Raw genomic sequence first — 11,634 nt, 5'->3', positions numbered from 1 at the left:
CGATCAGGGCACGATTCGCGTGCCGGTTTTGCCGTGGATGGCGTCTTCGAGAAGATGCGGCTGCGTAATGATGACTTCCTTGCCGCCGTTTTCAAGGTAGGCGATGGCGGCCTCGATCTTCGGTCCCATGCTGCCGGCGGGGAACTGCCCCTCCCGCAGGTACTGCTTCGCCTGGGCCACGGTGATGCGGTCGAGGAAGCGTTGCGTGGGCTTGCCGTAGTCGAGGGCCACCTGGTCCACGCCGGTGGAGATGACGAAAAGGTCGGCCTTCAGGTGGCGCGCCAGGAGGCTGGAGGCCGCGTCCTTGTCGATTACCGCCGCGCAGCCCTGCAGGTCTCCGTTCGGAAGCCGGACGACGGGGATGCCCCCGCCGCCGACCGCCACCACGAGCACGTCGTGGTTCAGCAGCGTGCGGATGACATCCTCTTCGACAATCTCCAGGGGCTTCGGCGAGGGGACCACCCGGCGCCAGCCGCGGCCGGCGTCTTCCTTGACCGCCCATCCGTCCTTGTCCTGGTGCAGCAGCGCGTCCTCCTTCGTGAAGAACGGGCCGATCGGCTTGGTCGGATTCTTGAAGGCGGGGTCGTCCTTGTCCACGACCACCTGGGTGACCACCGCCACGATGGATTGTTGGAGCCCCTGCCGCCGGAGCTCGTTCATCAGCGTCTGCTCCACCTGGTAGCCGATGGCGCCCTGCGTGTCCGCCACGCAGCTTTCGAGCGGGACCTGATGGAGCTGGGTCCGCGCGATCTCCGAGCGCATCAGGATGAAGCCGACCTGCGGCCCGTTCCCGTGCGTGATGACCACCCTGTAGCCCTCGTTGACCAGCGCGGCGATGTGGTGGCTGGTCTCGCCGGCGGCAAGGTACTGGTCCAGCACCGTCATGTGCTTGGCGTCCTTGATCAGCGAGTTCCCGCCGATGGCGATGACGACCAGGGGCTTGGACATGGCGAATTCCTACGCGATGAGGCGAAGTCGGTTGCCTTTCGCCAGTTTCTCCAGAACATCCGCCGGATCCTTGAATCGCGAGGTCAGCATCATGGCGGCGATGGCAAACGGTTTCCAGCCGGCCTCCTTGTAGGTTTGGATGCGGTAGCGGTCGAAGACGCTGTCCTGCACCTCGCCCTGCTTGCAGGACACGCCGGAGATGTCGGCCGGCAGGCAGTGCATGTAGAGCGCCGCACCGTTCTTCGTGCCCTTCATCTTCTGCTCCGTGCACTCCCAGTCGGTGAACCGCGCGTTGTTGGCCAGGCACTCCTTCTCAAGCTGCTTGAGGCCGTCCCGGTCGTTGGCGCGCAGGAGTTCCGTGCGGCGGCCCATGACGCGGTAGGGGGCCCAGGATTTCGGATAGACGATGTCCGCTTCGCGGAAGGCCTCGTCCATCGAGGCTCCCGTGGTGAAGGTTCCGCCCGTGGCCTCCGCGTTCTTGCGCGCCAGGTCCACGACCTCCGGGATCAGGTCATAGCCCTCGGGATGGGCCAGCGACACGTGCATGCCGAAGCGGGTCATCAGGCCGATGATGCCCTGCGGCACGGAGAGCGGCTTGCCGTAGCTGGGCGAGTAGGCCCAGGTCATCGCGATCTTGCGGCCGCGCAGGCTCTCCAGCGAGCCGAAGTACTCCTTGAGCCACATCAGGTCCGCCATGGCCTGGGTGGGGTGGTCCACGTCGCACTGAAGGTTGACGATGGCCGGGCGCTGGTGCAGCACGCCGTTCTTGAAGCCGTCGTCCAGCGCCGCCGCCACCTCGAGCATGTAGGTGTGGCCGGCGCCGAGGAACATGTCGTCGCGGATGCCGATGACCTCGGTGAGGAAGGAGATCATGTTGGCGGTTTCGCGCACGGTCTCGCCGTGGGCGATCTGGGACTTGCCCTCGTCCAGGTCCTGCACGGTCAGGCCGAGCAGGTTGGAGGCGGAGGCGAAGGAGAAGCGCGTGCGCGTGGACTGGTCGCGGAAGAGGGAGACGGCCAGGCCCGAGTCGAAGCAGCGGGCGGAGAGGTTCTGGCGGTACAGGCCGCGCAGGGCTTCCGCGACGGCCATGATCAGCTCCAGTTCGGCGACGGACTTGTCCCAGGTCAGGAGGAAGTCCTTCCCGTAAAGGCTGGCGTTCAGGCGTCGGAGGATCTCGATTTGCTTGGATACATCGCTCATGGGTTCTCCCTTTCCGCGCGGGGGGCCGTGCCCCCGGGCTGTTTCATGCGGTGGTTCATGCTAGCAGAACGGGGCGCGAGTTCAAGCCCTCCTCAAAAGCAGAAGAGATGGCGGCGGGGCCGCCATCTCTTCCTGCACGATCCGTTATCGGCGGATGTTACTTGCCGAGAATCGCGACCTTCGCCGCCTTGGCGACGCGGAACTTCACGACCTTCTTGGCCGGGATCTGGATCTGCTCGCCCGTGGCCGGGTTGCGGCCGATGCGCGCGGCGCGGTTGACCAGCACGAGTTTCCCGATGCCGGGAATCGTGAACGAGTTCTTCGCTTCCTTGTACGCCAGCTTCGCCAGCTCTTCAAAGAACGCGCCGACCTGCTTCTTCGCCAGACCCGTCTTCGCCGCCAACGCCGCCTGGATCGCCGATTTCGTCAGTGCCATTTCGATCTCCTCTGTTGATGTTGTTGTTCTACCGTCCCCACATATTCGCGGTGCATTGTGTACCGCTTTGTGTGGAAAACAAGCGTTTTTTTCGATTATTCGCAGATTAATTTCCCTTTACATCGCCAGTCCGGTCCGGACCGCCGCGACCTTGGACTCGCCGTCCACCTGGCGGATCAGCTCCAGGGCCAGGGCGAAGCAGGTCCCCGCCGCGCGGCTGGTCGTGATCACTCCGTCCACGACCACCGGCTGGTTTACATGCCGCGCGCGGGTGAGCCGCGGCGCCACGTCGGGATGGCAGGTTGCCTGCCGCCCGTCCAGGAGTCCTGCCTGCTGCAGCACCAGCGGCCCGGCGCAGACCGCGGCGATCCGTTTCCCCGCGGCGTGAAACGCTTTTGCGGCGGCCAGCACGCGCTCGTCCCGGGCTAGGCGCTGGGTGCCCGGCCCCCCGCCGGGAATGACGAGCAGGTCGAACGTTTCGGACCGTATTTCATCCCAGGCGGCATCGGGCACCAGGACGACGCCGCGGGAGCACCGGACGGGACCCGGCTCCATGCCGGCGGCCGTGACCTCCCAGCCGGCGCGCCGAAGGATGTCGATCAGGATCACGGCCTCCATCTCCTCGCAGCCCTCCGCCAGCGGAATCAGCACCTTGGTCATGGCTTTTCTCCTTCCTCTCATTATGATATCCAATAATGAATTAGTCGTAACCATAAACCATCGGACCCATGCGAGCCCGCGACACATTTGACGTCGGTTGCAGTCTCCTGGCGGGGGCGGCCGATGCCCTGGCTTTTTTCGCCGGCTTCCTCCTGGCGGTCTGGATCCGATTCGACAGCGGCTGGATTCCGCTGATCGGGGAGGGCATGCCGCCGCGGCGGATGTATTTCTACGGGGGCGGGGTGGCCACGCTTCTGTGCCTGTTCATTTTCCGCTCCCTGGAGCTGTACCGGCGGCCGCAATCCGGGCGGTTCGAGGACAAGATCCCCCGGCTCGTCCGGGCGAGCGGGTGGGCTATCCTGCTGGCCACGGCCTTGGCGTTCATCATCCGCACCGAACCGCCGTTTTCCCGCGCCGTGACCGTGCTGGCCTTCTTCACGGCGACCTTCCTCGTGCTCGTCGAGCGCTACCTCCTGTTCCGTCTGGAACTGCACTGGGCGCGCCACCGAGACGAGATCAACCGCGTGCTCGTAATCGGGACGGACGAAGTGGCCTCCCGGCTCAAGCAGGCCCTCAAGCGCGAGCCGCGCCTGCGGTGCCGCGTGACCGGGTTCCTGACGACAGGCGACGCGCCGCCGGACCCGGCCATCCCGCCGGACCTGATCCTGGGCGGGGTGGAGGATCTCGAGAAGTTTATCGAGCGTGGCGAGGTGGACCAGGTGATCCTGGCCGACACGTCGCTTTCGCACCGGCGCATGACGGAGATCATCCTGCATTGCGAGCGGGGGCTGGTGCATTTCCAGCTCGTGCCCGACCTCTTCGCCGTGCTCACCAGCCGCGTCCAGGTCCAGCACGTGGGCGACGTGCCGCTGTTGAGCGTGCGCAAGTGGCCGCTCGACTACTTCTGGAACCGGGCCCTCAAGCGCCTGGCGGACGTCGCGGGCAGCGCCGTGGGGCTGGTGCTGTCCGCCCCGATCCTGGCCGTGGCGGCGGTCGCCATCCGGCGCACGTCGCCCGGCCCCGTCTTCTACCGCCAGGACCGCTGCGGCGAGGGCGGCCGGTGCTTCACCCTCTACAAGCTCCGCACCATGCGCGTGGACGCCGAGGAGGAGACCGGCCCGGTGTGGACGCGCGAGGACGACCCCCGGCGGACGGAAGTCGGGGCCTTCCTGCGGCGATGGAACCTCGACGAGCTGCCGCAGTTCTGGAACGTGTTGAAGGGCGACATGAGCCTCGTGGGGCCCCGGCCGGAGCGGCCCATGTTCGTCGAACAGTTCAAGGAGGACGTGGGGCGCTACATGTGGCGCCACGTGCACAAGCCCGGCCTGACCGGCTGGGCGCAGGTGAACGGGCTCCGCGGCAATACCAGCATCCAGGACCGCATCCAGTACGACCTGTTCTACCTGGAGAACTGGTCGCTGGCGCTGGACTTCAAGATCCTCCTCAAGACCTTCGCCGCGCGGAAAAACGCGTATTGAGCCGTCGTGATGCCCCGCGGGGCGAGGGCGCCCCACCTCCAGCGCTGGAGGCGCCGCGCCCTCGCGGCGGTTCCCGCATCAGAAAATTTTGTCCAGCGTCACGGGCCGGCCGTCGAGGAGGAAGGCGTCGTCCTGCGTGGCCTTGGACATCAGCACCACGTTGTCCGCGAGCGCGTGGGCCGCCGCGAACTTCACGTGCTGCGAGCGCAGGCCGCCCAGCCAGCCGCGGGCATCGGTCAGGTAGACGAGGTCGCCTTCCCGGGCCTTCATGCGCTCCATGGCCGCGGGGGACACGGCGACCTGCTGGAACGGGATGGACTCGTCGAGGCGGACGGGCAGGCGCTTGACCGGCCGGCCCGGGATGGGATTGGGCTTGCCGCCCTTGTACAGCTCCATCGCCTCGTCCAGCGTCTCCACCGTCAGGCCGGTGATGTCCTTGCGCGTGTCGGGCGCGGTCAGGAGGGTGAGGACGACGCCCACGACGGCGGTGACGAGCATGCCGAACAGGGCGGGCATGTAGATGTCCGAGGCGTTGCCGACGACGAACCACGCCAGCGGCTTCACCAGGCCGGGCCACCAGTTGGTGGCCATGATGAAGACGATGCCGACGAGCATGGAGACGCACGCCGCCAGCGCGTTGAACCGCTTCCAGAAAGCGCCGAGGAAGATGGTCGTCACGATCGGCGGGATGATCAGCATGATGCCCTTGTAATGGATGGCCATCAGGCTGCCGGACTGCTTGTTGAACCAGATCACGAGCAGCAGGCCCAGGGCCGTGGCGAAGGCCGAGGCCCAGCGCGCGGCCTTGAGGTAGTGCTTGTCGTCGGCATTCGGCTTCACGAGCGGCTTGTAGATGTCGTAGATGCCGATCGCGGCGCAGGCGTTGATGAGGGTGTCGATGGTGGACATCAGCGCGGCGGTCAGGGCGGCCACGACGAAGCCGAACAGCCACGAGTTGCGCTTCAGGGTTTCCCAGCAGACGATGATGAAGGTATGGGCGGCCTTGTCGATGTGGATCGGCTCGATGCCCGCGAGGGCTCCGCCCGTCGCCGCCTGCTTGGTGACGAGGGCGCGGGCGAGCCAGCCCACGGCCCCGACGACGACGGCGGAGAGGGGGAGCGTGACCAGGACGTTGAAGAGCGCCGCCTTCCGGCCCTCGTGCACGCTACGGATGGTCAGGTAGCGCATGATGAAGCCCTGGTTCATGAACGTGAAGGCGATGCTGCCCGCGAGCGCCTCGCCCCAGAACAGGCCGGAGGCGTTGTACTTCGGGTCCGCGAGCAGGTCCACGAACGGCAGCCGGTGGGAGACGGGCAGCCAGCCCCAGAACTCGCCGACGCCCCCGAGGGCCCACAGGCCCGCGACGATCGCCAGGCCCCCGGCGACGTACAGCATGATGCCCTGGAGCAGGTCGGTGAAGATCACGGCGGTCTGCCCGCCGAACGTGACGTAGAGGCCCAGGAACAGGGCGATCACCGGCACGGACCAGATCTGCCGGATGCCGAACATCCCCTCGATGGCCACGCCCATGGTGAAGAGGTTGTAGCCGATGTAGAAGAACATGTAGGCGAGGATGATCACGACCGCGATGTAGCGCGCCGTGCGGTTGAAGCGCCGCTCGAAGTACTCCGGGATCGAGCGCACGCGCGCGAAGTAAATGATCGGGAGCCAGCCGAACATGAAGAAGGGCACGATGAACCAATCGTTCATGTACGTCATCGTGCTGCTCATGCCGGTGTTGTAGCCCTGCTCGGAATACTTCAGGTAGCTGTAAGACCCGATTCCCGTGGCCACCATGCTCGCCGCCGCCAGCCACCACGCGAACCGCTGGCCGCTGTAGAAGTAGTCGTTCAGGTTCTTGCTGAACTTCGAGAAGTACGTCCCGAACGCCGTGATCAGGATGAAGTAGGTGAAGGCCACGACGCCCACGATCCAGGTCGCGTGCGTGGAGATGTCTATGCCGAAGCCGTGATGCACGTCAGCCCCCTCCCTTGAAGGGGATGTACAGCGCGGCCAGGATCCAGGCGGCATGGAGCCCCGCGACCAGGGCGTAGCCCGCGAGCAGGACCCCGAGCCAGAACGAGTCCCGCCCCCGGCCGGGCTGGCAGGCCCGAGATTTCAGGATGATCCGCAGGCCGATCAGGAACGTCACCAGGCCCAGCCCGTACAGGTACAGGTACGGGGTCCACGGGCTCGACTCGCCCAGCCAGCGGATCACGGCGCGGGGAAAGAAATAGACAAAGGCCAACACCCCGGCCGCGGTCAGTGGAATTTGCAGCTTACTCGCATTCATGTCAAACGCCTGCGTCATCATCGGGGAAATGAGAGGACCTGTCAATAGCGCGACCGGAACCCAAATCCGCAAAGACAGCGGCGTGCGCAGGGAATGCCCGAGCGACCGCCATCCCTACGCGCGGATTTGGGCAGAAAGCAATCGGATGGGGACGAAGCCGCCGACGCGATCAGCGGGGGGCGAGGAGGTGCTCCAGCTCCGCGACGCGGGCCTCGAGGTCCGCGACACGGCGGCTCAAATCCGATTCGTCGCGGGCCACGCCGGTGAACTGGTTGGTCTCGTACAGCCGGCCGGCCAGGTACAGGTTGCCGTCGCTGTCGAGTCGCAGCTTGGGGGTCACCGGTCCGCCGGAGAAATCATCCTCGTCGTAAATGCTTAGCAGATAGTATCCCGCCGTCCATAGGGCGATGGTGACGTCGCTGATGAACAGGCCCGCGCTTTCTCCGTAGGGCAGGGCGCTTTCCAGAAAAAGACCTTCCGTGCCGAAAGCGGGGGTGAACGCGGGGGCCTGGCCGTAGAGGCCGTTGGTCCCGATGTGGAACGCCGTCTGGGTCCGGTTCAGGACCGTGGTGCGGCCGAGGCCTTCCGCGAGCAGGGCATAGCCGGCGGCGGCGACCGGCTCGCGGGGAAGCAGGGCGGTGCCGTCCACGGAAACCTGAAGGTAAACTCCGGGCCGGGCGAGCGCGTCCAGCAGCGCGGCGGCGGGCGGATCGCTCTCCAGGACGGTGGAGTACAACCCGTCCACGACGGACACGGAGGCATTGGTGCTGCCGAACAGGACGGCCTCTCCGGCCACCGGCGAGGCGTTGGAATAAAGTTGCAGGGCGATCGGCACGGTGCCGTTGAAGAGATTGGTGCCGTGGACCAGGCGGCCCTGGTAATGAATCCGGGCCGGCACCTGGGCGCCCGCCCCGGCGGCGGCCAGCCAGAACAGGGCGGCCATCATCCGTTTTTTCATGACTCTTCCTTCCCGTCTCCGGTCAGGGCGTGCCCGAGAAATCCGACGGGACCTGGCCCATCGCAAGGTTCATGGCTTCCTGGGCGGCATTGATCAGCAAGGGATCCGTGGCGTTCTGCGCGATGGCGGACAGCGTCGCCTCCACGCTGTCCAGGGGAAAATGCCCCAGTGCACGGGTGGCCGCGATCCGCGCCTCCGGGGAGGTGCCCGGCGAATGGCCCTCGGCCAGGGCGGTCAGCGTCGGCAGGGCTTCCGGCGCCACCACGCGCCCCAGGGCGGCCGCCGGCAGGGTGGGATCCTGCCCGGTCCGGCTCGCCGCATTGACCATCTCGGCCAGGTACGTGATGGATTCCTGCGTGCCGATGAGCCCCAGGGTGTTCAAGGCGGCCATAACGAGCGGGTCGGTGGGGTCTCCCGCGAGCTGCTCTGCCACAGAAACCAGTGCCGCCACGTGCGAGGACTGACGACCCTGGCGCAGGACGCCCAGCAACCGGTCCTGCTGCGCGGGATCCTCGGTGCCGCGGTACAGCGCCACGGTCAACCAGACCACGCCCTCGTTGGTCATGCTGCCCAGGCTCATTTGCGCCGACTGAACCAGCTCCGGGTCGCCCGAGACCCGCACGGTTTCGAACAGCAGGGCCGTCGTCGCCGGGTTCTCGATCCGGGTGGCGGCGACCAGGGCTTCCCGACGTTCCAGCCCGTCGGGCAGGTTGTTGATCAGGCGTATGAGTTCCAGGTAGGCCGCCGGCGTGCCCTCGTCCGCCAGGGCCTTGGCCCGCGCGGTGGGGCTGATGGCTGGATCGTAGCCGAGCGCCTCTTCCGGAGGGGCCGAAGTGGAGGAAGGGTCCGCTGACGGCGCCGGGGTCTTTGCCGGTTCACCCGCCGCCGTAGTAACAGATTCCCTTTCCCGGATGGGGCGGTCGGGTGGCGGAAGGCCGGCTGGCGATGGCGCGGTCGCGGGGCCGGGTAAGATCGGAGCCGGCTGCTCCGCGGCCGCCGGCTGGGCGGGAGGCGGTTCCTGCGGCGGAGGTTCCGCGCGCCGGCATCCCGACCACGGGACGCCGGCGATGCACAACACGAGAAAAGAAAGCGCCCCGCCACGGAAGAAAGACCGGCGGCGAGGCGCAATCATGACGGCCCTTTTCAGTACGTGTACGACTTGGTGGATTGGTTGTTGCCTTCGCTGGACTCGGCCACGCTGCCGCGGCTGTCCACGAACCCGCGGAACACGTGCCGCGTCCCGTTCGTCGGCGCCGGCAGGCCGCTGAACACCAACTGACGGCTCTCGCCGCCCGCCAGGTCCCCGACCGCCTGCCACGCGTCCCCCGTCTCCCCCACCACCGCCGACGTGCTCTTGCTCACCCATACGTCCAGATATCCCGCGTCCGAGGCCACCGCCGCCTGGTTCTTCACCGTCACGTACGCCGCGAACGTCCCGCCCGCCACCGGTTCCGGCGGGCTGAAGCTGATCCCCGTGATCAGGAAGTCCGGCTTCGCCACGTACCCGCCCGAGCCGATCGAGTACGTCACCGACTTCTGGTTGTTCCCCTCGCTGGCTTCCGCCACGGCCCCGTCCGCGTCCACGAACGCGCGGAACTTGTACGTCCCGTTCGCCGCCGGCGTCCGCAGGTTCGTGAACGTGAACTGCTTCGTCTCGCCCACCCCCAGCACGCCCGCCGCCTGCGTCTCGTCGCCCGCCTCGCCCGGCACCGGCGTCGTCGCCTTGTGCGCCCACACGTTCAGCGCCCCCGCGTCCCCCGCCACCGAGCTGTTGTTCGCCACCGTCACCACCGCCGTGAAGCTGATGTCCGCCGTCAGTACCGGCGGATCGAAGGCCACGCTCTGCACCGAGAAGTCCGGCTTCGCCACGTACCCGCCCGTGTACGAGTAGCTCACCGCCTTCTGGTTGTTCCCCTCGCTGTTCTCCGCGACGGCATCGTCCGCGTCCACGAACGCCCGGAACTTGTACGAGCCGTTCGCCGCCGGCGTCCGCAGGTTCGTGAACGTGAACTGCCTCGTCTCGCCCACCCCCAGCACCCCCGCCGCCTGCGTCTCGTCGCCCGCCTCGCCCGGCACCGGCGTCGTCGCCTTGTGCGCCCACACGTTCAGCGCCCCCGCGTCCCCCGCCACCGAGCTGTTGTTCGCCACCGTCACCACCGCCGTGAAGCTGATGTCCGCCGTCAGCACCGGCGGGTCGAACACCACCGTCTGCACCGAGAAGTCCGGCTTCGATACCGAGCCGGCCGAGAACGAATAGGAAACCGCCTTCTGGTTGTTCCCCTCGCTCGCCTCCGCCACGTCTCCGTCCGCGTCCACGAACGCCCGGAACTTGTACGTCCCGTTCGCCGCCGGCGTCCGCAGCCCCGTGAACGTGAACTGCTTCGTCTCCCCCACCCCCAGCAGACCCACGATGTCCGTCGCCTCGCCGGCGTCTCCCGGTTCCGGCGCCGCGTCCCGGTGCGACCATACGTTCAGCCGGCGCGCGTTCCCCGCCACCGCCCCGTTGTTCGCCACCGTCACCGTCGCCGTGAAATCGATATCCGCCGTCAGCACCGGCGGGTCGAACACCACCCCCTGGATCGAGAAGTCCGGCTGCCCCGGCTTCCCGCCCGGCACCGACACCAGCCCGATCGCCGACGCCTGGTCATCCTCGCCCACGACGTGGTTCCCCGGCGTCGAGTCCGGATCCGACGAGTCGCACGCCGAGACCTCCGCCACGTTCGTCCCCATCTCCAGCCCGTTCAGCGCCACCGCCAGCTCCAACGTCGCGCTCTCGCCCACGCCCAGGTCGCCCACCGCCCACGTCGGCTCGCTGTACGACCCCTGCGTCGCCAGCGCCCGCACCAGCGTGAAGCTCGGGGCCAGCACGTCCTCCACCGCCACGTTCAGCGCCGGGTCCGGCCCGGCGTTCGCCACCGTGATCGTGAAGATCGTGTCCGCCGGCAGCGCCTTGCGCGCAAACCACCCCTCCACCGTGAAGTCGCCCGTGTTCAGCTGGATCGTCGGGTCGTTCGCCACCTCGATCTTGTCGTCCTTCCCGTCGAACGCGTAGCCCCCGTTCGCCGAGCCCCAGCCCGTCCGCTGCGCCCCCATCACCACCCCGTCGTTCCCGTGCGCCGTCGAGTCCAGCACGTCCCCCGACGCCTCCTCCAGGTGCTGCACCATCATGAACCCGTCGTCCCACACCGCGCTGGCCGGGTACGCCGGCGCCGGCGGCGTCGCGTTCCCGTACTGCACGTAGATCGTCGTGTCCGCGCCCGCGCTCACCAGCGGCGCCTTCACCCACGCCACCAGCCGGCCCGAAGGCTGCTCAAACAGCTCGATCTCCCGCGCCAGCTCCGTCCCGTCCGCCAGCGTGAACAGCAGGTCCGACCCGTCCGCGTTCGACACCCCGTCCGCCAGCCACTCCTCCGTCAAATTCACCAGCACCGGGAAGTCCGCCAGGTCCTCGCCGACCAGCGCGCTGTTGATCGTCAGCGCACGCCGATGCGCGTAGCCCGGCACGCTCCCCGCCTCTTCCGCGCCCACCGTCAGGAACGCCCCCGGCGCCGCCTGCTGCGCGTACGTCGCCTGCAGCCACGCGTCGCTCCGCAGCCCCCGCGACAGCCGCACCTCGTCCATCAGCCCCGCGTAGAACGCGCTGTTCCCCAGGTACGCCCCC

The 11,634-nt window shown here is 67.6% G+C and carries 10 protein-coding genes; 1 reads left to right on the top strand and 9 read right to left on the bottom strand.

From position 1 onward, the window contains the following. Positions 1-3: 3 nt before the first annotated feature. From arcC to KA248_05445, 4 genes are all read right to left on the bottom strand, one after another. Positions 4-948, bottom strand: a complete 945-nt coding sequence (gene arcC / locus KA248_05460) for a carbamate kinase (protein ID MBP7829344.1) — start codon at positions 946-948, stop codon at positions 4-6. Between the two features lie 9 nt (positions 949-957). Further along, on the bottom strand, positions 958-2,148 hold the full coding sequence (ygeW, locus tag KA248_05455) for a knotted carbamoyltransferase YgeW (protein MBP7829343.1): 1,191 nt from the start codon (positions 2,146-2,148) through the stop codon (positions 958-960). A 157-nt stretch (positions 2,149-2,305) separates the two neighbouring features. Further along, positions 2,306-2,584, bottom strand: coding sequence for an HU family DNA-binding protein (locus tag KA248_05450; GenBank protein MBP7829342.1), 279 nt, complete (start codon positions 2,582-2,584; stop codon positions 2,306-2,308). A gap of 117 nt (positions 2,585-2,701) precedes the next feature. Beyond that, positions 2,702-3,244 carry a DJ-1/PfpI family protein gene (locus KA248_05445; protein ID MBP7829341.1) on the bottom strand — a complete coding sequence of 181 codons (543 nt, stop codon included), beginning with the start codon at positions 3,242-3,244 and terminating at the stop codon, positions 2,702-2,704. Between the two features lie 68 nt (positions 3,245-3,312). Between KA248_05445 and KA248_05440 the strand changes: the two genes are divergently transcribed. Next, a complete protein-coding gene (locus tag KA248_05440; protein MBP7829340.1) occupies positions 3,313-4,722 on the top strand; it encodes an undecaprenyl-phosphate glucose phosphotransferase in 1,410 nt (469 codons plus the stop codon). A gap of 78 nt (positions 4,723-4,800) precedes the next feature. Here KA248_05440 and KA248_05435 read toward each other — a convergent pair whose 3' ends face one another. The 5 genes from KA248_05435 to KA248_05415 form a co-directional block, all read right to left on the bottom strand. Beyond that, positions 4,801-6,699 (bottom strand): sodium/solute symporter, encoded by a 1,899-nt coding sequence (locus tag KA248_05435; protein ID MBP7829339.1) that lies wholly within the window; start codon positions 6,697-6,699, stop codon positions 4,801-4,803. Position 6,700: 1 nt separating this feature from the next. Next, entirely contained in the window at positions 6,701-7,015 is a 315-nt protein-coding gene (locus KA248_05430; GenBank protein ID MBP7829338.1) for a hypothetical protein, read from the bottom strand. 169 nt (positions 7,016-7,184) lie between these two features. Next, positions 7,185-7,973, bottom strand: a complete 789-nt coding sequence (locus tag KA248_05425) for a hypothetical protein (protein ID MBP7829337.1) — start codon at positions 7,971-7,973, stop codon at positions 7,185-7,187. A gap of 22 nt (positions 7,974-7,995) precedes the next feature. Beyond that, a complete protein-coding gene (locus KA248_05420) occupies positions 7,996-9,105 on the bottom strand; it encodes a hypothetical protein (protein ID MBP7829336.1) in 1,110 nt (369 codons plus the stop codon). A gap of 11 nt (positions 9,106-9,116) precedes the next feature. Beyond that, positions 9,117-11,634: DUF2341 domain-containing protein (locus tag KA248_05415; protein MBP7829335.1), on the bottom strand; the 2,518-nt coding region annotated here is incomplete at its 5' end.

The organism is Kiritimatiellia bacterium, assembly GCA_018001225.1.
In the GTDB taxonomy this organism is placed as follows: Bacteria; Verrucomicrobiota; Kiritimatiellia; order CAIQIC01; family JAGNIJ01; genus JAGNIJ01.
The sequence above is the reverse complement of the archived record's forward strand: the minus strand, read 5'-3'. Positions and strand labels throughout refer to the sequence as shown.

Excerpts from the sequence above, each read along its gene's own strand:
- arcC (MBP7829344.1), bottom strand. The coding sequence starts at position 948 with ATGTCCAAGCCCCTGGTCGTCATCGCCATCGGCGGGAACTCGCTGATC.
- ygeW (MBP7829343.1), bottom strand. The coding sequence starts at position 2,148 with ATGAGCGATGTATCCAAGCAAATCGAGATCCTCCGACGCCTGAACGCC.
- KA248_05450 (MBP7829342.1), bottom strand. The coding sequence starts at position 2,584 with ATGGCACTGACGAAATCGGCGATCCAGGCGGCGTTGGCGGCGAAGACG.
- KA248_05445 (MBP7829341.1), bottom strand. The coding sequence starts at position 3,244 with ATGACCAAGGTGCTGATTCCGCTGGCGGAGGGCTGCGAGGAGATGGAG.
- KA248_05440 (MBP7829340.1), top strand. The coding sequence starts at position 3,313 with ATGCGAGCCCGCGACACATTTGACGTCGGTTGCAGTCTCCTGGCGGGG.
- KA248_05430 (MBP7829338.1), bottom strand. The coding sequence starts at position 7,015 with ATGAATGCGAGTAAGCTGCAAATTCCACTGACCGCGGCCGGGGTGTTG.
- KA248_05425 (MBP7829337.1), bottom strand. The coding sequence starts at position 7,973 with ATGAAAAAACGGATGATGGCCGCCCTGTTCTGGCTGGCCGCCGCCGGG.
- KA248_05420 (MBP7829336.1), bottom strand. The coding sequence starts at position 9,105 with ATGATTGCGCCTCGCCGCCGGTCTTTCTTCCGTGGCGGGGCGCTTTCT.